At 54.4% G+C, this 17,960-nt stretch carries 17 protein-coding genes; 6 read left to right on the forward strand and 11 right to left on the reverse strand.

Annotation, left to right across the window (positions count from 1 at the left end):
* Positions 1 to 160: 160 nt before the first annotated feature.
* Positions 161 to 724, forward strand: a complete 564-nt coding sequence (locus RZA33_RS12615; RefSeq protein WP_317508073.1) for a hypothetical protein — start codon at positions 161 to 163, stop codon at positions 722 to 724.
* Between the two features lie 31 nt (positions 725 to 755).
* Here RZA33_RS12615 and RZA33_RS12620 read toward each other — a convergent pair whose 3' ends face one another.
* Complete coding sequence (locus tag RZA33_RS12620; protein ID WP_317508074.1) at positions 756 to 1,937, reverse strand: VWA domain-containing protein; 1,182 nt, start codon at positions 1,935 to 1,937, stop codon at positions 756 to 758.
* Between the two features lie 3 nt (positions 1,938 to 1,940).
* On the reverse strand, positions 1,941 to 2,795 hold the full coding sequence (locus RZA33_RS12625; RefSeq protein ID WP_317508075.1) for a MoxR family ATPase: 855 nt from the start codon (positions 2,793 to 2,795) through the stop codon (positions 1,941 to 1,943).
* Positions 2,796 to 3,533: 738 nt separating this feature from the next.
* Here RZA33_RS12625 and RZA33_RS12630 point away from each other — a divergent pair.
* Complete coding sequence (locus tag RZA33_RS12630) at positions 3,534 to 4,130, forward strand: OmpW/AlkL family protein (RefSeq protein WP_317508076.1); 597 nt, start codon at positions 3,534 to 3,536, stop codon at positions 4,128 to 4,130.
* A 100-nt stretch (positions 4,131 to 4,230) separates the two neighbouring features.
* Here the strand turns inward: RZA33_RS12630 and pepQ are convergent, their stop codons facing one another.
* The 7 genes from pepQ to RZA33_RS12665 all read right to left on the reverse strand — a co-directional run bounded on the left by pepQ (position 4,231) and on the right by RZA33_RS12665 (position 12,330).
* Positions 4,231 to 5,535: a Xaa-Pro dipeptidase gene (gene pepQ / locus RZA33_RS12635; protein WP_317508077.1), complete on the reverse strand. Its 1,305-nt coding sequence runs from the start codon at positions 5,533 to 5,535 to the stop codon at positions 4,231 to 4,233.
* A 13-nt stretch (positions 5,536 to 5,548) separates the two neighbouring features.
* Positions 5,549 to 6,460: a LysR family transcriptional regulator gene (locus tag RZA33_RS12640; protein ID WP_317508078.1), complete on the reverse strand. Its 912-nt coding sequence runs from the start codon at positions 6,458 to 6,460 to the stop codon at positions 5,549 to 5,551.
* A gap of 49 nt (positions 6,461 to 6,509) precedes the next feature.
* On the reverse strand, positions 6,510 to 7,571 hold the full coding sequence (locus tag RZA33_RS12645) for an oligopeptide/dipeptide ABC transporter ATP-binding protein (RefSeq protein WP_317508079.1): 1,062 nt from the start codon (positions 7,569 to 7,571) through the stop codon (positions 6,510 to 6,512).
* Complete coding sequence (locus RZA33_RS12650) at positions 7,568 to 8,584, reverse strand: ABC transporter ATP-binding protein (protein ID WP_317508080.1); 1,017 nt, start codon at positions 8,582 to 8,584, stop codon at positions 7,568 to 7,570. Before RZA33_RS12650 ends, RZA33_RS12645 begins: the two co-directional genes overlap by 4 nt.
* A gap of 7 nt (positions 8,585 to 8,591) precedes the next feature.
* Entirely contained in the window at positions 8,592 to 9,533 is a 942-nt protein-coding gene (locus RZA33_RS12655; RefSeq protein WP_317508081.1) for an ABC transporter permease, read from the reverse strand.
* Positions 9,530 to 10,579, reverse strand: a complete 1,050-nt coding sequence (locus tag RZA33_RS12660) for an ABC transporter permease (protein WP_317508082.1) — start codon at positions 10,577 to 10,579, stop codon at positions 9,530 to 9,532. The genes RZA33_RS12655 and RZA33_RS12660 overlap by 4 nt, the downstream gene beginning before the upstream one ends.
* A gap of 170 nt (positions 10,580 to 10,749) precedes the next feature.
* On the reverse strand, positions 10,750 to 12,330 hold the full coding sequence (locus RZA33_RS12665) for an ABC transporter substrate-binding protein (RefSeq protein ID WP_317508083.1): 1,581 nt from the start codon (positions 12,328 to 12,330) through the stop codon (positions 10,750 to 10,752).
* A gap of 287 nt (positions 12,331 to 12,617) precedes the next feature.
* On the opposite strand from RZA33_RS12665, the gene RZA33_RS12670 reads away from it, so the two are divergent.
* Positions 12,618 to 13,136: a hypothetical protein gene (locus RZA33_RS12670; protein WP_317508084.1), complete on the forward strand. Its 519-nt coding sequence runs from the start codon at positions 12,618 to 12,620 to the stop codon at positions 13,134 to 13,136.
* Positions 13,137 to 13,204: 68 nt separating this feature from the next.
* Here RZA33_RS12670 and RZA33_RS12675 read toward each other — a convergent pair whose 3' ends face one another.
* Positions 13,205 to 13,591, reverse strand: coding sequence for a glutaredoxin family protein (locus tag RZA33_RS12675; RefSeq protein ID WP_317508085.1), 387 nt, complete (start codon positions 13,589 to 13,591; stop codon positions 13,205 to 13,207).
* Positions 13,592 to 13,865: 274 nt separating this feature from the next.
* Here RZA33_RS12675 and mpl point away from each other — a divergent pair, with 274 nt between their 5' ends.
* The 3 genes from mpl to RZA33_RS12690 are packed head-to-tail and all read left to right on the forward strand — an operon-like array spanning position 13,866 to position 16,555.
* The gene (gene mpl, locus RZA33_RS12680) at positions 13,866 to 15,266 is read left to right on the forward strand and encodes a UDP-N-acetylmuramate:L-alanyl-gamma-D-glutamyl-meso-diaminopimelate ligase (RefSeq protein ID WP_317508086.1); all 1,401 of its coding nucleotides are present in this window, start codon (positions 13,866 to 13,868) and stop codon (positions 15,264 to 15,266) included.
* Positions 15,263 to 15,928, forward strand: a complete 666-nt coding sequence (locus RZA33_RS12685) for a flavin prenyltransferase UbiX (RefSeq protein WP_317508087.1) — start codon at positions 15,263 to 15,265, stop codon at positions 15,926 to 15,928. Before mpl ends, RZA33_RS12685 begins: the two co-directional genes overlap by 4 nt.
* Positions 15,929 to 15,931: 3 nt before the next feature.
* Positions 15,932 to 16,555 (forward strand): LysE family translocator, encoded by a 624-nt coding sequence (locus RZA33_RS12690; protein ID WP_317508088.1) that lies wholly within the window; start codon positions 15,932 to 15,934, stop codon positions 16,553 to 16,555.
* Between the two features lie 7 nt (positions 16,556 to 16,562).
* Here the strand turns inward: RZA33_RS12690 and RZA33_RS12695 are convergent, their stop codons facing one another.
* On the reverse strand, positions 16,563 to 17,960 hold the full coding sequence (locus RZA33_RS12695; RefSeq protein WP_317508089.1) for a bifunctional DedA family/phosphatase PAP2 family protein: 1,398 nt from the start codon (positions 17,958 to 17,960) through the stop codon (positions 16,563 to 16,565).

Raw genomic sequence — 17,960 nt, forward strand, 5'->3', positions numbered from 1 at the left:
TCTAAGTCACTGAAAACGCTTACTCACTGTCAGACAGGTTGATATGCTAAGGGTTCATATTAAGTCTCATTGTTTGGGCTTCATCCATAGCACAATGCGCTGTCAAAATGGCTATGATTGCTCTAGGCTTGCGGTTTTTTCTATCGGCAGGGGACGTAAAATGAAGGTCGTACACGTTAGCAAAGAGACCGAGCGCGATGCTTGCCTGGCACGCTTATGTGCCGAGGTATACGGTCAAAAGGCTGGGCTGACGCCATTAGTCGTGTTTGCTGGTACTTGCAGTGTGCTTTTTCCTCAACAAGCTGCGCGTTTATTTGCTGCCGTTGACGGCCAGGGTAAACCTCAAGCGCTGGCGCTGCTAGTGCTCGACGAGGAAGGTGAAGGTATGACGGTAACCCATGCCTGCTCGCTTAACCAAGCCGATGCTAAGCAGCGCCTGATCAGCGAACTGACGCTGAAAGCGCCGCTGCGTGTCGAGGTAGATAACGCCGAACAAGAAGCGTTCTATCAGAAGAGTGGGATTAAGCGCTGGTTTGGGGGAGCAGGTGGAAAGCGCATAGGCTTAGGCGCCCGCCACCCCGCTAAAAGCGTTAGCGAGCTGTCGCCGACTCTGGGTTTGGACGAAGCGCTCATTTTACGCCGCTTTAAACACGACCCAAAAGCCTTTGAGCAGGCGAAGCAGGCATTTTTGGCCGGGCTTGATAACTTTCCTACTGCCTTATAAGGCACTGTGTCGCATAAAAGTGGACTACTTTTTACTTTTTCACCAGTTCACGCATAGCGGTTTCCAAACCCTCCATAGTCATGGGGTACATGCGGTCATCGATGATCTCGCGGATCAGTTGGGTCGAGTAGGTGTACTCCCAGGCCCGGGGTGGTATTGGGTTAAGCCACGCCAGGCGGGGAAACGTTTCGCATAAACGCTTAAGCCACACGCCGCCCGCTTCGTCGTTAAAGTGCTCTACGCTGCCGCCAGGGTGGGTGACCTCATAAGGCGACATAGCGGCATCGCCAACAATCACGACCTGGTAATCTGCGCCGTAGGTGTGCAAAACATCCATGGTCGGGATGCGTTCGTTCCCCCGTCGCATATTGTTGCGCCAAACCCCTTCGTAAAGGCAGTTATGGAAGTAGTAGTGCTCCAGATGCTTGAACTCCGAGCGGGCGGCAGAGAACAGCTCTTCGCAGACGCGAATATGGTCATCCATCGAGCCGCCCACATCCAAAAACAGCAGCACCTTCACCGCGTTATGGCGCTCTGGGCGCATCTGCACGTTGAGTAGCCCGGCGTCCTTGGCGGTTTCACGGATGGTGCTATCCACGTCAAACTCATCTAACGCCCCTTGGCGGGCAAACTTGCGCAGGCGACGCAGCGCCATTTTGATATTGCGCGTGCCTAATTCCAGAGAATCATCGTAATCCCGAAAGCGCCGCTCGTCCCAGACCTTGGTGGCGCGGCGGTGGCGCGAGCCATCCTGACCAATGCGAATGCCTTCCGGGTTGTAGCCATAGGCGCCAAACGGGCTGGTACCGCCGGTACCAATCCATTTGTTGCCGCCTGCGTGGCGCTCTTTTTGCTCTTCAAGGCGTTTTTTGAACGTCTCAATGAGTTCTTCGAGGCCGCCCAGGGATTCAATCTTGGCTTTCTCTTCATCCGATAGCTGCTTCTCAAACTCTCGGCGTAGCCAGTCGTCAGGGATTAGCGCCTCAATGGCGGCGTCCATATCCTCAATGCCTTTAAACCAGGCGGCAAAGGCGCGATCAAAACGGTCGAAGTGGCGTTCGTCCTTGACCATCACCGTGCGCGCTACCTGATAAAACGCCTCCATGTCGGCGAACACCACACCGCGCTCCACCACGGCGTGTAGATCCAGCAGCTCGCGTAGCGATACTGGAACGCCTGCGCGTTTTAACGTCTCAAACAGACCAATAAACATGGCTTAGCGACCTGTGCCTTTCTGGCGACGGAGCATAAACGCCAGGCGCTCAAGGAGCTGGGTGTCCTGCTCGTTTTTGACCAAGGCGCCGGCCATGGGCGGAAGTGCTTTGGACGGGTCGCGGTTGTAGAGCGCTTCTTGGGCAATATCGTCAGCCATCAGTAGCTTGAGCCAGTCGACCAGTTCAGACGTTGACGGCTTTTTCTTAAGGCCTGGCGTTTTACGCAGCTCGAAAAATACCTCTAAAGCTTGGCTGACTAGCTTGGGGGCGATATCTGGGAAATGCACATCGACAATCGCTTGCATGGTCTCGCGGTCAGGGAACTCGATATAGTGGAAAAAGCAGCGGCGTAGGAACGCATCCGGCAGCTCCTTTTCGTTGTTTGAGGTGATGATGATAATCGGGCGCTGTTCGGCACGAATCGTTTCGCCGGTTTCGTAAACGTGAAACTCCATACGATCCAGCTCTTGGAGCAGGTCGTTGGGAAATTCGATATCGGCCTTGTCGATCTCGTCGATCAGTAGCACCACCCGTTGATTGGCGGTAAATGCTTCCCACAGCTTGCCGGGCTTGATGTAGTTGGCGACGTTTTCCACCCCTTCAACGCCTAGCTGAGAGTCACGCAGGCGGCTGACAGCATCGTACTCATATAAACCCTGGGCCGCCTTGGTGCTGGATTTGATATGCCAGGTAATCAACTGAGTATCGAGAGACTCGGCCAACTCTTCGGCCAGCAGGGTTTTGCCGGTACCCGGCTCGCCTTTGATCAATAGCGGCCGTTCGAGCACCACGGCAGCATTCACCGCCTGCTTAAGCGCATCGGTTGCGATATAGGAAGAAGTGGATTCAAACGCCATGGGAGAGCCTCGGCTTGTCGGAAGCGGGTTTATTAAAGGATAAACGGATTCAAACAAGTGTACGTGAGGGTCACCCTCAAGGCCAAGGAACTGCATAACGATGGCCACGGTGGGTGGTATGCCGGTGCCTCAAAAGTACTGGATTAACTATAAAACGGTGGCCAGCTGTACTTGACCACTACAGACGCCCTAGGCCCTGCGGGCGTCTCAGCGTGGTCGACGATAGTGGATGGAGCGACACTGACCCTTTGTGAAGCAAAAAGCCTTCAAAGTGCTCGCTGCTGGTGCAGTTTGTTTGCTGCGCTGCGTTGTAGGTTAATGCTAATTCAGCAATACTATTTTTAAATTATTGTTTTATATTGGTTTTTGAAAAAATGGCACGCAGATCGCAATGGTTAGGGCAGAGGATGAGTGAATAGAGAATCAAGGTCTAGTCTCTTACTTGACATAACCCTTCTCTCCCTTCTTCATCTATATCGCTACCATCCAGTAGCGGTACATCGAGTGAGCTGGCGTGCTCCACCTGGTCCCCTTCGGGGGACTTTTTTTATGCGTGGAAAACTGTTCTTGGAAAACGATCCTTGGGAAAAGCTATCGGGGTTGAATTACCTATAACGATATTTTACAAAAAGTTTGGAAACACTGTTCTAATACTATATGCTGTATAGGTTAGCCGGGTATCCGGCACTGCAATACCAAGCGCAAGGAACTGCGCGCTGCATAATGAGGATGACCCTGATGAGTAATATGAAACTGATTTCTGCTGCTGTAATGACTGCTGGTTTCGCACTGGCAAGCTCCGCGGCTCTCGCTTATAACGCTGGCGATGTATTTGTCCGTGGCGGCGTTGCCCAGACGGATACGGGTTCAGGTAACGGCAATGTAGACGGTGATTCATTAAGTGTTGATGAAGCACGCGGATTCACCTTTGGCGCCGGCTACCTGTTTACCGACAAGGTTGGTGTTGAGCTCAACAGTTCAGAAAAATTTGAGCACGACATTAGTACCGCTAGCAGAGGCGATTTGGGCAGTGTCGATCGTCTGCCTGTTAACCTGTTAGTGAACTATTACCCGATGGGTGGACTGGACTCACGCGTACAGCCTTATGTCGGCGCTGGCCTTAACTACACGCGTTTCTCCGGTGAACCGAGCGGCCTAGACATTGATGAAAGCTACGGCGCTATTGGTCAAGTGGGTGTTGATCTGGCCGTGACTAATAACGTTATGCTCAATGGTTACGCAAGCTACGCTGACGTGAGTGCTGATATTAGTGGTGGTGGTGAAGTTGATATGGAACCCGTCACCATCGGCGGCGGTGTTACTTACCGCTTCTAATCTGTTGCTGATACGTTTAGTGGTTATCCAACGCCCGGCCTTGTGCCGGGCGTTGTTCATTGTGGGGTTGTAAGGATTTTAATAAGAAGGTTAAAGAGTTTTAGGGCGTTAGGTTAACAAAACCGCTTTCTGTCACCGCGACGTTGTCTTCGATGCGGATTCCGCCACAGGGCATAAGCTGATCGACCAACGGCCAGTTAATCGGCAGCGAGGTGCTGCGCAGTGGGTCGAGCAGCATGGCGATAAAATACAGCCCCGGTTCAATAGTGACGACCATGCCAGGGCGCAGCGTCCGCGTTAGCCGCAGCGCCGGGTGCAACTTTGGCGCAGGCGCGTGTGTGCCATCCGAGTGGCGCAGCCCCGCGACATCGTGGACTTGAAGGCCCAGAGAGTGGCCCAGCCCGTGGGGGCAGAATGCTCGCGTGACGCCTTCTTCAACCGCTTGTTCGCCGGTGCCTTTGTATAGGCCATGGGTGACTAAAACTTCCCCTAAGTGGTAATGCATCTGTTCGTGAAGGGTGACAAAGTTAACCCCTGGGGCTACGCCTCTGACCAGTTCGTCTTTTACATCTTGCATCGCGTTAACCAGTTCGCCAAACACAACGGGGGCATCGGGGCCGGCATACGTACGGGTAATGTCAGCACAGTAACCACGAAAGCGACGACCCGCATCTACCAGCAGGCTATAGCGATGTTTAGGCGCAGTAAGGTCGTAGTGCTGATAATGCAGCACGCCAGCATGCTCGTTTAAGCCAATAATATTCTGATAGGGCACGTTTGACTCGCGCTGGCGGCTGGCACCTAAGTAAGCCAGCTGAACATCCAGCTCACCCGATGCGCCAATAAACGCTGCCTGAGCTGCCTGATGGCCCGCTATCGCTAAGCGGTTAGCTTCGCGCAGGCAGGCGATTTCATAGGGCGTTTTCACTAGCCGTAATTCATCAAGGGCGTGCACTATTTGCTCAGGATGACGCTCGGCTTTTAGCGTCCTGGTATCAAGACGTTCAATATCGCCAATGACGGCGGCATTGCCCGCAAGCGCTGGGGGGATTATATCGCTACCGATTTTGTCACTAAATAGATGAACATCGAACGCCTCTACCCAGGGCTCTTCGGGTAGGTAAGTGGGCAAGTGCCAGAAATCGGCGGGCGCATACAGGTAGAGCTGTGGTCGCTTTTCTGGCTGAATGATCAGCCAGCTATGCTGTAAATCGGCTAAACCGACCCAGTGCATAAAATGCCCGTAAGCCTGGAAAGGGGGCGCGTGGTCATCAGCAAAGTGGTCGCTGGTATGACCGCTGTAAATTGCCAGACTATCCAGCTGATGTTCGACCAAAATGTCGCTGTAAGCTCGCTGTAGATGCGCGATATGATCAAGTTGCAGGTTGAATAGGGTGGTCGACATGCAAAGGTGTTCCTCAAGTGCGTGGAAAGGCGAGTTCGCTCCAGAATCCGTCTAGTTCAGCGTGGTGATGAGTCTGGTGCCGGTAGAGTCTAAGTTCCATGGGTACATCCCAGCGAGTATCGCCTGCTCTTATTAGCGTGCCCTGGGCAAGCTCGGCAGCGACGTTGCGCTCGGGCAGCCAGCTCATACCGTAGCCCAGCAGCACCAGCTCTTTAATACCCGCCGCGTATAGGTTTTCACTCTGCGCGTTTAAATAGGTGCTTTGAGGGAGTCTGGCCAAGTGCGCTTTAACCGCAGACCCAAGCAAACCACGCTTGGGGTAGGCAAGCCAGGGCACCGGTTGGTGTCGTGACCCGGGCAGCAGCGCGCGGGGTTCTCCGGCTGGATTTAACCCAGTCACCGGAATCAATCTTTCATGACCGATGACGCGATAGGTGCAGGCACTGGTGTCTATATCCAGATCGCAGCGCCCAATGGGCCAGTAGCAAATCGCCAGGTCGCACTCGGCCCGGCTTAATGCTTGAAAGTAGTCACTGGCCACCCAGCCGGTGGCCCGCAAATAAGGCTGTACACGGTCCTGCCAGCCGGTGGAAGCCAGCCATTCGGGTAAAAAATGCGCCAGCAGACTTTGTGGTGCGGCCACCATAATGCGTCTTTTTTGGCCAGCATTAATCTCCCGCACACGTTCACGGGTCAGTCTTACTCGCTCAGTCACCTGTTCACACAGGGTTAAAAACTCATCCCCTGCGGGGGTCAGCGAGAGAGGCAGCGTTTGTCGGTTAATCAGCGTTACCCCCATTTCCTCCTCAAGCAACTTAATGCGTCGGGAGAAAGTCGGTTGGGTGACGTGCTGATCATCTGCTGCGCGAGAGAAATGCCGGGTTCTGGCCAGGGCAATAAAATCTTCTAGCCAGCGAATTTCCATGCGCTACCTCTTAACATCTGGGTTCGCTGTTTCCAATAGGGCGCGCAGTTCATAAGCGCCCTTCCTCTACAGCGTGGCACGCTACACGGGTTCCGTCAGCCTGTGTTTGCAATATGGGGATTTCCTGCTTACAGCGCGCATTGGCATGTGGGCAGCGGCCGTGAAACACGCAGCCGCTGGGTAAATTAACCGGGGTCGGCACCTCACCGGTAAGACGAATATGCTGAGGGCGATCATCTTTTAGCCGCGGAATCGCCGAGAGCAGAGCCTGGGTGTAGGGGTGTCGCGGCTTGTCAAACAGCGTCGCCGTGCTGGCAATTTCACACACCGTACCTAAGTACATCACTGCCACGCGGGTACCAAAGTGCTCGACCACGGCTAAGTCGTGAGTGATGAACAAATAGGTCAGGTTGCGTGCTTGCTGGGCTTCCATCAGCAGGTTGAGCACTTGGGCTTGAATCGAGACGTCGAGGGCAGAAATAGGCTCATCGGCGACGATGAATTCAGGGTCCACGGCCAGCGCGCGAGCAATGGCAATACGTTGGCGCTGACCGCCGGAGAACTCGTGGCCAAAGCGTGTGCCCCAGTCTGGGTCGATACCCACCGAGTGCATGACATCTTCTACCTTGTCGACAATCTGTGCGCGTTTCCAATCCGGGTGGTGCAGGCGCAGCGGTTCTTCCAGGGTTTGCTGAATGGTCATGCGCGGGTTGAGGGATGCATAAGGGTTCTGAAAGATCATCTGCATGCGCTTACGATACGGCAGTAGCTGGCGCGAGCTTAAGTTGTCGATGCGCTGTCCGTCGTAGTGAATTTCCCCTTCAGACGGAGTAAGCAGCCCCATCACTGTGCGCGCTACGGTGGATTTACCGCAGCCGGATTCGCCCACCACGCACAGCGCCTCGCCGCGTTTGATATCCAGATTCACGCCATTAATAGCGTGGACGTGCTCTTGGTGGCGAACCAGCTTTCCGCCTTTAAAGCGCAGCTGTTCGAGGAAGTCCCCGGATAGCGAGAAGCGCTTTTTCAGGTCGCGAATCTGCAGTAGCGAATCAGCGCTCTCTTCGTTCTGAGTAGGAGGCGCGTTAAGAGTTTCGGCATGGGCACTCATAAGGTTTCCTCCTTCAAACGGCGATCTTCAAGCATTTCAGCCACCATGTGACACGCCACCTGGCAGTTGCCGGATTCGACAAATCCTGGCACCTGTTGCGTACATGCAGGGCGGGGCTTTCCATCGGCGCGGTTGATAAAGTCGCAGCGCGGGTGAAAAGCGCAGCCGCTTGGCAGGTTTGAAAGCGATGGCATGCTGCCGCGGATCTGGTTGAGCTTCTCGCCGGGAGTGGCCATCTGCGGCAGGGCGTTGATCAATCCCTGGGTATAGGGGTGTTGTGGGTCGTTAATAATTTCCCGCGTGGGTCCTTGCTCAATCACTCGGCCCGCGTACATGACCAGCATGCGCTGAGTGACTTGGCTGACCACACCCAGGTCGTGGGTAATGAGAATCAGGCCTACGTTGTGCTGCTCGCAAAGATCCAGCAGCAGCGCCATGATCTCGGCTTGTATCGTTACATCAAGCGCCGTAGTGGGCTCGTCGGCGATAATGATATCGGGGTCGAGCAGCAGCGCAATGGCGATAATAATCCGCTGGCGCATGCCGCCGGATAGCTCGTGAGGATACTGATCCAAACGCGTTTCCGGTGAGGGAATTTGCACCTGTTGCAGTTTATCCAAGGCAATCGCGCGGGCTTCTTTGGAAGAGATGCGCCGGTGAGCTTTTAAACATTCAACCATCTGTTCGCCAATCGATAACACCGGGTTGAGCGTCATCATCGGGTCTTGGAAGATCATTGAAATGCGATTGCCGCGCACCTTGCGCAAGGCCCGTTCCGACATGCGGTTCAGTACCTGCCCATCGAAGTTGACACTGCCACCGGCGATAAAGCCCGGTTTGGCGATCAAGTTGAGCAGCGAGAATGCCGCGACCGACTTGCCTGCGCCGGATTCGCCGACAATGCCTAAGCGCTCACCGCGTTCAAGGCTGAAACTAATATCGCGCAGGGCATGGACATCGCCCTGGCGCAGCGCAAAGCGGACATCGAGGTTGTTGACGTCAAGTAGTGCCATGGTGTCCTCAGCCTTTGTAGAGTCGTGGGTTCATGACATCTCGCAGCCAATCGCCGAGTAAGTTGATCGACAATACCAGCACGACGAGTACCGCCCCTGGAATCAAAGTGATCCACCAGGATCCGGACTGGATATAGTCAAAACCCGATTTGATCAATGAGCCCAGCGACGGGTGTGTCTCGGGCATCCCCAGTCCCAGAAATGACAGCGCTGCCTCTGAAATAATCGCGTTGGCAATCTGCACGGTGGAGATAACAAAGATTGGAGACATGGTGTTGGGCAGCACGTGGCGGAACATAATCCGTTTGCTGCGCAGCCCCATCACCCGGGCCGCATCAACGTACTCTTTGTTTTTCTCAGCCAACACTGAGGCGCGCACGGTACGCGCATATTGCGGCCATTCGGCCAGGCCGATAATCAGTATCAGCATCATTACCGCGTATTGGCTATAGAAGGCGCTGCCCATGGTCGCTTTGACCAGGGCGCCCACCACAATAGCGACCATTAGTGTCGAGAACGACAGCTGAATGTCCGCTAGACGCATCAAAATCGTATCGACACGACCGCCCAGATAGCCCGCCATCAGGCCAAAAGTAACCCCAAGTAACGATTGCAAAAACACTGCGCCAAAACCAATTAACAGCGAGACGCGGGTCCCATACAGCACAATCGACCATAAGTCGCGCCCTTGAGCATCGGTACCCAAGGCATAGCGATCATCGGCGCCGTCAATCCAGAAGGGCGGCAATTCAGATGACATGATGTCAATCTGAGCAAGGTCGTAAGGATTGGTTGGCGCTATCAGCGGTGAGGCAAAGGCAGTAATGACCATGCAAATAAACACGGCCAGACAGAGCTGGGCGGTGCGGTCACGTTTAAAGCTGTACCACATGTAAGAGTCGCGCAGGCGGTCCCAGCGGCTGGGTGAAGCATTGGTCGTCGTTGTCATGCGGGCTTCCCAGTCAGTTTAACGGTGGGGTTCACCATGCCGTAGATCAGATCCACGATCGTATTGGTGACCACAAATATGACGCCGACAATCATCAGGTAGGAGACGATGAGCGGAATATCAGCACGATTAATCGCATCCAAAAACATCAAGCCCATGCCCGGCCATTGGAAAACGGTTTCGGTCAAAATGGTGTAGGCCACCATGGTGCCAATTTGCACGCCGCCCACGGTAATCACCGGCAGCATGGTGTTTTTAAGGGCATGAACAAAATACACCCGGCGCATGGAAATGCCTTTGGCCCGAGCGTATTTCACATACTCCGACTGCAGCACTTCCATCATTTCAGCGCGGATCAGGCGAATGAACAGCGGTAGCATGATAGAGGCCAGCGAGACCGCCGGTAGTACTAAGTGTTGCAGGCCATTCCAGGTGGCTAAATTAGTATCCCAGTTGCCTACTACGTTAACCAAGTCATAGCCGCGGCCAAAGGAGGGCATACTACCTTCGGTCGAGAAGAAATCATTTAACCACGCGCCCCAGCCGGTGCTTTCGGGGAACAGCGTAACGGTAACGCCAATGGCGAAAATTTGAATCAACACGATGGCGGTCAGGAATACCGGAATGGAAATGCCGATAATCGATACGCCCATGAAGAGTCGTGAAATCGGTGAGCGCGGTTTAATAGCGCTGTACACGCCAATCGGTACTGAAAACAGCACAATGATCAGCGTTGACGCAAACACTAGCTCTAGCGTCGCTGGCAAGTGACGAGCAATGACGTCTAACGCCGGTTCACGGTAGAAGTAGGAGAAACCAAAATCACCTTGTACGGCGTTTTTAGCAAAGCGAACGTACTGCACCAGGAAGGGGTCATTCAGGCCAAAGCGTTCGCGAATTTCTTCACGTTCGCTTTCTGGCACCGACTGGCCGACCATCTGCTGTACGGGGTCACCCAGGCTATCCTGGATGGCGAAGGCCAGCACACTGATGACAAACATCACCAATATCGCGTGCATCAGCCGCTTGATTAAAAAGGCAATCATGGCGTACGCCACCTATATGAAGGGTTCAACAAAGGGAGCAGGGGGAATGTTGTGCAGTGTTCTCTTCAACCCGAAATGCAAACAAAAATCTTCGCTCCCTAATTACTTAGGGAGCGAAGCATCTGAGCAGCTAACTCTCTCAGTTCAATGACTAATAAGCGTTGGCTAGTTTAGTCATCGCTGCTTTCAATCACTAGATCGCCCAAGTACGGGAAATCAAGGGCATTGACCACCGGCTCAATATTCACCCCGTCGGCAGCAGCGTAGGCAAGGTTCTGCCAATGCAGCATGATATAGCCGACGTCTTCGTAGAGCATGGCTTCGGCTTCACGCAGCATTTCGTTGCGTTTTTCCAAATCGGTTTCGCTATCCGCGGCGGTAACCAGAGCGTCGATCTCTTCGTTACAGTAGTTACCGTAGTTGTATTGACCCGCTCCGGTCTCTTCATCAATGCAGAAGGAAAGATACTGGAAGAAGTTAGCGGTGTCTTCAGTATCAGCATGCCAGCCGATCATTGCCATATCGGATTGGCGGGTATCGTACTCAGGCCAATATTGCGCCAGAGGCATGGTACGTAGATCAACGTCAATGTTGATTTGGGCCAGCATGTTCGATACCGCTTGAGCGATTTGGGCATCGTTCACGTAGCGGTTATTCGGGGCAATCATTTCAACGCTGAAGCCGTCTTCGTAGCCCGCTTCGGCCATCAGCTCTTGGGCAAGCTCAATGTCGTAGCGCGGCGTTAAATCCGGGTTATGGCCGGAGTAGCCTTCAGGCGAGAATTGCCCTGCAGGGTTCGCAAAGCCACGCATTAAGCGGTCGGCAATCGCCTCTTGGTTAATAGCTAGATCAACCGCTTGGCGAACGCGAGGATCCTGGAAAGCCTCGACGCGCTCTTCATTCATTTGGAAACCAATAATGCGTGTACCGTCAACCGTTACTAGATTGACGTCATCGGCCTCGCGTACGCGTTCCAAATCGTTGGGCGGAACGGCGTCAATGAAGTCAACGCCACCTGAGAGCAGGGCGGCTACTCGTGAGGCGTTCTCTGCGATGGGCGTTAACACGATTTTGGAGACGTTACCTTCGCTTTCGGTATCCCAGTAATCTTCAAAGCGTTCAAAATCAACCCGTACGCCCTGGCGACGGTCGGTGACGATAAACGGACCGGTGCCGGATACGTTGCGCGAAGCAAAGGAGTTGCCAGCTTTAACTATTTCAGTTTTGTCGCTGCCGTCGTCGGTTTCACCGGTATAGAATTCGCTATCCATCGGGAAAATGTAGGTAGCCAGGTTGAGCAGCAGCGGGTAAGGTTCGCTGGTGACGATTTCAACGGTGTAGTCGTCAATGGCTTCGGCGCTGGCTACCGGCTCAAAAATAGCCCGATAGTCAGGGCTCTCTTTTAAACGCTCAATGGTCCACACCACGTCTTTGGCGGTAAATTCGTTACCTGAATGGAAAGTAACGCCTTCGCGCAGTGTCATGCGCATAGTGGTTTCGTCGATCTGCTCCCAATCGGTGGCTAAGCGCGGCTCAAACTGAAAATCTTTTGTCCAGCGTATGAGCGGATCGAACGCTAGGTGAGAGAAACGCAGCATGCCGCCAGAAAGCTGCTCATGGATATCGAGGGTTTCTGGGTCAGCAGAATAACCAATACGCAGAGTTTCAGCGCTTGCGGCCATCGGGATCAGTATGGATCCGGCAAACACTGCACCAATAACGGAAGCCAGTAAGGTCTTCTTGAGCGTCATATTTGTTCCCTTGGGTCGTTGTTTATTGTTCATTTTACTGGCGACCTCCTGCGTAAAATGCAGAAAATGCCAGTAAAACAGACACGGTCAGCTGGTAAGCTGTGTTTACAACATACGCCTATAGCTTAGGCTAACAACATAGAGAGTGCCTATCGCGACATACAATCGAAATAATGACAGGCATCATTCGTCTGCTAAATGACAGGGCTAATAGCGGCATACTAGGCGTTCGGTTTTAGACTAAAGTAGTAGTCCAGAAAGCCAGTAAAGCCGATGGGAGACACCGCATGTGGAAACAAATTGGGATGGCGTTATTCGCTTCTTGGCTACCTCTCAGTGGTTTTGCCGCCGAGCCCGTGGATCAACCAACCCCTGAAATAGCAGGTTCGTTGGATGGTGAACGACGTGAGTGGTTTATTTTAAGTCGTGGCAATGACTCAAATGCCTCATTCGTAGAGCTTGGCGACGACATCAATATTGATATCACTGGCTCTGTTGATGATGAAGTGTGGGAAGGCGAAGAGGCGCTCTTGATTAGCCTGACCGTCAACGAAGCGCAGTTGAGCAATGCGGTGGTACTGCACCCTATCGGGGCTTCTATTTCCCCACCGCTATTCACCTCTGAAGGCGGAAATGTTGCAGTAACGCTAACTGACTATGAACGTACCAACCATATGATTCACGTGGCTGGGAAGATAGAAGGGCTGCTGGCGCTGCAAATCGAGCTAGGTGAACCACCAAGCCAGGAAGAGGGCATTGAGATTGATGTGTCGTTCGATGTGGAGGCACAAAAAATAGAGTACTAAACGGCCAGGTCGACGCCCGCCGACCTGGTGATGAGGCTCCAGTAATCTCCTTATTGCTCATAGGTTGCTTAGCCAAACTGCTTGTGCAGCCACGCAATAATGGTATCTGACTCGTACATCCACTCCTCGCTCCCATCATCATGGGTAATTTTTAAACAGGGCACTTTGACTTTGCCGCCGCCTTCCAACAGCGCTTGTTTGTGGTCAGGGTCGAGCTGGGCATCGCGTCGCTCAATGTTTAATCCTAAGCGCGCCATCTCTTTACGTACTTTGATACAAAAAGGGCAGGTGCGGAATTGGTACAGTGCAAGCTTCTGGCACTCTTGATCCACCTTGGCCTGTTCTTCAGCCGTACGCTCAACGGATTTAGGAGTAGAGAGCTTCTCGGAAATCAGCATAACCGGGGCGAGCAACAAGCGAACACCACGAAAGAAATAGCGAATTACAATGCGCATTGAAAGGCTCCTGTGCTGAGATATTGGCTTACATCAGCGTAACGAGTGGGAAGAAGGAGATAGCCACTATTAATAAACAGTGGTCGCATCCTGCAACAACTCAAGGGATTTGTCACTTGAGGGGCGCTTTGTCACCGTTTATGGCGATGAGTAGATGAGCAAATAGAGTCAACATGCTAGGCTGCTTAGCTATTTTTAAACCATTTGGCTATTTTTACGCCATTTTTTTGGCTTTTAGTAAATTAGCTTACCGGCGATTGAAGGGGCGAGAGCCATGCATCTACATATTATTGGTATCTGCGGCACCTTTATGGGCAGCCTGGCACTGTTGGCGCGGGAGTTAGGGCATCGTGTGAGCGGCTCTGACCAGCATGTTTACCCACCGATGAGTAGCCAGTTGGTTGATGCGGGCATCACCTTGATGGAGGGCTACCACGCCGAGAATCTGTCGCCAGGGCCGGATCTTGTCGTAGTAGGCAATGCCTTGTCGCGGGGTAATGACGAGGTTGAAGCGCTACTTGATAGCGGCCTGCCGTATACATCGGGAGCGCAGTGGCTGGCGGAACACGTATTGCCGGGTCGGCGGGTGATTGCTGTGGCGGGCACTCACGGCAAAACCACCACCGCGAGCGTGTTGGCTTGGCTGCTTGAGAGTGCAGGGCTCGCGCCAGGGTTCTTAATCGGCGGCGTGCCGCGTAATTTTGGCGTATCGGCCCGGCTAGGGGATCCCCAAGCGCCGTTCGTGGTTGAAGCCGACGAGTACGACACGGCCTTCTTCGATAAGCGCTCCAAGTTTGTTCACTACCGCCCGCATATCGCCATCCTTCACAATCTTGAGTTCGACCACGCCGATATTTTCCCTGATCTAGCCGCTATTGAACGCCAGTTTCATCATTTGGTGCGCACCGTGCCGAGCCAAGGCCGCTTATTAGTTGCTGATAATCAGCCTGCCTTAGAGCGAGTGCTTGCACAGGGCGTTTGGACGCCGGTAGTGCACTTTGGCGACCAGGCCGCAAGTGCATGGCAACTTAGGCTAGAGCGTGACGATGCCAGTCGCTTCCAGGTTATTTATAACGGCGAGGAACCCGGAAATAGTCAGGGTGAAGATGGGGTTGTTGAGTGGTCGCTTACCGGCGAGCACAACGCCCACAATGCGCTGGCGGCACTGGCGGCGGCGCATCTGTGTGGGGTTGATTTAGCACGCGGTTGTGCCGCGCTGGCGCGCTTTGAAACGCCCAGAAGGCGTCAGGAAGTGCGCGGTGAGATTAACGGCATTCAGGTCATTGATGATTTCGCCCACCATCCCACGGCAATTGCCGCCACGCTGAAAGGGCTACGTGCGGCGACGACCAAAGGGCGCTTGCTGGCGGTTATTGAGCCGCGTTCCAACACTATGCGATTAGGCGCCCTGCGCGAGCGCTTGATCGGGAGCGTCGCTGACGCTGATGGCGTGTTTTGGTTTCAGCCTGCCGGGCTTGACTGGTCGATGGACGAGCTGGTTGCCAAGCAAGGGGCGCATGCCCAGCTGTTTAGCGACATTGATACGTTGGTGGCGGCAGTGGTTACTCAAGCGTCACCGTTAGACCGCATTGTGGTGATGTCCAACGGCGGCTTTGAGGGCGTGCACGAACGCTTGCTCGCCGCGTTAGCGTTAGCCAAGGAGGGCCGAGCGTGACAGAGAGAGCAGATGCCTCGTTCAAAAAGCCGATTACCGTGGCGCTCACCGGCGCCTCCGGGGCGCAATACGGCTTACGCCTGATCGATGTCTTGGTCACCGCCGGTCATGAGGTGTGGGTGATGATATCGAAAGCGGCGCACATGGTTATCGCCACGGAAACCGCCTTTTCGCTACCCGCGCAGCCCCAGCGATTGGTGGAAGCATTGAGCGAGCGCAGTGGGGCGCGACCCGGTCAGATTCGCTGCTTTGGCCGCGAAGACTGGATGGCGCCGGTAGCGTCAGGCTCGGGCGCTCCTTCTGCCATGGTGGTGTGTCCGTGCTCGACCGGGACGCTTTCAGCGGTGGCCACGGGGGCCAGCAATAACCTGATCGAGCGCGCCGCTGACGTGGCGATTAAAGAGCGTCGAACGCTGGTGCTGGTGCCGCGGGAAAGCCCTTTTTCACCGATTCACTTGGAACATATGCTGGCATTGAGCCGTTTGGGTGTCGTTATCTTGCCTGCTGCACCCGGGTTTTATCACGGCCCACAAAGCATTGATGACCTGATTGATTTTATAGTGGCGCGGATCCTGAATCAGTTGGGAATTGAGCATTCGCTGGTGCCCCGCTGGGGTGAGGTGGGGCACGCGACCAATCCCTCTTTGGTAAAGGACGACTAAACTATGATGTCGTGGGCCACGCTCTCAGTTTTTGTGCCAACGTTTCTATTTGTTTCTCTAACGCCTGGTATGTGCATGACGCTCGCCATGGTGCTAGGGATGACACAAGGCGTTAAGCGCACGCTATGGATGATGATCGGCGAGTTGCTGGGCGTTGGCTTGGTAGCTGCCGCCGCTGGCGCAGGGGTGGCCGCACTGATGCTACGCCAGCCAGAGCTGTTTGTGCTGTTTAAGTGGGTGGGTGGAGCTTATTTAGGCTATTTGGGCATAATGATGTGGCGCTCCCGAGGGCGCATGGCGATTCCCAGCGAGCTGGATGCGGGCCCGCCCGCTAGCCCCCTGCAGTTAGCCATGCAAGGGTTTGTTACTGCGGTGGCAAACCCTAAAGGGTGGGCCTTTTTTATGGTGCTGCTGCCGCCTTTTTTGGACAGTAGCCGCCCGCTGCCTGGGCAACTCAGCCTGCTGATTGCGGTCATTTTGACCATTGAGTTTGCCAGCATGCTGATCTACGCCACCGGCGGCAAAACGCTGCGCAATGTGCTCGGTAAAAGCGGCAATGTACGGCTGCTGAATCGCATCGCCGGAACACTGATGATTGGGGTAGGCCTGTGGCTGGCGCTTGGTTAATTGGCTTTTAAACGGGTGGCAGCAGGCCGACGCGAGCGCTGATAAGCACCAGCGACGCGACACTTAGCAGCGGCCAAGGACAGGGCCGAAGAGGAGAGCGAGGCTGCTGTTGCCAGTGAAGCCGTGTCAGCGCGCAGACGACCAAGCCGAGTAACGCGCCCCCCACCAGGTCACTGAACCAGTGTACGCCCACCACCAGCCTTGATAACGCCATGGGCAGTGCAAGCGCTAGTGCTAACCAGTACACCCAAAAGCGCTTTTGACGGGAAATCTCGGCCGCTACGAACGCCGCTGTTAAGCCAAACAGCACCACGGCCGTCGACGTATGGGCGCTGGGATAAGAGTACGAACCCATCAGATAGTCCGGTGTCTCGGGGCGAGCGCGACCAAACAGCCCCTTGCCCACTATGTTTAGCAGGGCGACGCTAGCAAAAGCGCCACACCAGTGCAGTAAGACCGCCCACCTTTTGGTTATCAGCATCCAAGCCGCCCAAGGCAGCGTTAAAGCGATAATGCCCAGGGTATCGCCTATGCGTGCAAAAACATTTCCTGCTAGGTACGAAACATCACTCTGCAGCCGTGTGGAAAGTTGCTGAATGAACAAATCTATTTCCAGCGGACCCTGGTGGGCAATCACGAGCAGTGTCCAGCCGGACAGGCTACCTAGCGCTAGTACCAGCAGCAGCAGTGAAGCCAATGGCACATCACCGGTTTGGCTCATGGCCAGCCAGGGCCTGCGTAGCAGCGGTAAGCGACGAATGCTTCCGGCAATCGCGCGGTAAAGCTTGCCATGCCGCGAGGCTTGATGGCGCCCCCAAGAGAAAATAATGGCGAGGACAATAATAATAAACGCTAATGTTAGTAGCGCCGCCTCAAGCCCTGGCGGTAGATTTAAATGCTGCTGCCAGGTACGCCCCAGCAAATAACCAGGCAGTATATAAGCAGGCGCCCAAAGTGCCGCGGAGCTTAGGTTGGCGCATAAGAAGGTGCTAGGCGACATGTGCATCATGCCCGCCACCAACGGAATAATCGGCCGTATTGGGCCCACAAAACGGCCGATAAACACCGACCAAATACCATAGCGCTCAAAAAAACGAGCCCCGCGGCCCAGCCATTCTGGGTGTTGGGACAGTGGCCAGCGCTGTGTGACTTGCTGGCGATATTGAAATCCCAGTGCGAAACTGATGCCATCGCCTATAACGGCACCTATAAAGGCGACGCCGATTAGCCACGCCAAGGCAATGTCCTGGTGCCCTGCCAGCGACGCGAACGTGGTTATGAGCATGACGCCGGGCACTAGCAGGCCGACCAAGGCGAGCGATTCAACTAACGCGATCACCATTACCAGGCACAGTAGTAGCAGGGGCGAGAGCGTCAATGCAGACAACGTATCGGCGTACGGCAC

The sequence above is a fragment of the Halovibrio sp. HP20-59 genome (genome assembly GCF_033052795.2).
Classification (GTDB): Bacteria; Pseudomonadota; Gammaproteobacteria; order Pseudomonadales; family Halomonadaceae; genus Vreelandella.

Bases quoted from the DNA above. Each gene is read 5' to 3' on its own strand.
- RZA33_RS12645 (WP_317508079.1), bottom strand. From the start codon at position 7,571: ATGAGTGCCCATGCCGAAACTCTTAACGCGCCTCCTACTCAGAACGAA.
- RZA33_RS12690 (WP_317508088.1), top strand. From the start codon at position 15,932: ATGATGTCGTGGGCCACGCTCTCAGTTTTTGTGCCAACGTTTCTATTT.
- RZA33_RS12620 (WP_317508074.1), bottom strand. From the start codon at position 1,937: ATGTTTATTGGTCTGTTTGAGACGTTAAAACGCGCAGGCGTTCCAGTA.
- RZA33_RS12640 (WP_317508078.1), bottom strand. From the start codon at position 6,460: ATGGAAATTCGCTGGCTAGAAGATTTTATTGCCCTGGCCAGAACCCGG.
- RZA33_RS12670 (WP_317508084.1), top strand. From the start codon at position 12,618: ATGTGGAAACAAATTGGGATGGCGTTATTCGCTTCTTGGCTACCTCTC.
- RZA33_RS12660 (WP_317508082.1), bottom strand. From the start codon at position 10,579: ATGATTGCCTTTTTAATCAAGCGGCTGATGCACGCGATATTGGTGATG.
- pepQ (WP_317508077.1), bottom strand. From the start codon at position 5,535: ATGTCGACCACCCTATTCAACCTGCAACTTGATCATATCGCGCATCTA.
- RZA33_RS12615 (WP_317508073.1), top strand. From the start codon at position 161: ATGAAGGTCGTACACGTTAGCAAAGAGACCGAGCGCGATGCTTGCCTG.
- mpl (WP_317508086.1), top strand. From the start codon at position 13,866: ATGCATCTACATATTATTGGTATCTGCGGCACCTTTATGGGCAGCCTG.
- RZA33_RS12630 (WP_317508076.1), top strand. From the start codon at position 3,534: ATGAGTAATATGAAACTGATTTCTGCTGCTGTAATGACTGCTGGTTTC.
- RZA33_RS12625 (WP_317508075.1), bottom strand. From the start codon at position 2,795: ATGGCGTTTGAATCCACTTCTTCCTATATCGCAACCGATGCGCTTAAG.
- RZA33_RS12655 (WP_317508081.1), bottom strand. From the start codon at position 9,533: ATGACAACGACGACCAATGCTTCACCCAGCCGCTGGGACCGCCTGCGC.
- RZA33_RS12665 (WP_317508083.1), bottom strand. From the start codon at position 12,330: ATGACGCTCAAGAAGACCTTACTGGCTTCCGTTATTGGTGCAGTGTTT.
- RZA33_RS12675 (WP_317508085.1), bottom strand. From the start codon at position 13,591: ATGCGCATTGTAATTCGCTATTTCTTTCGTGGTGTTCGCTTGTTGCTC.
- RZA33_RS12650 (WP_317508080.1), bottom strand. From the start codon at position 8,584: ATGGCACTACTTGACGTCAACAACCTCGATGTCCGCTTTGCGCTGCGC.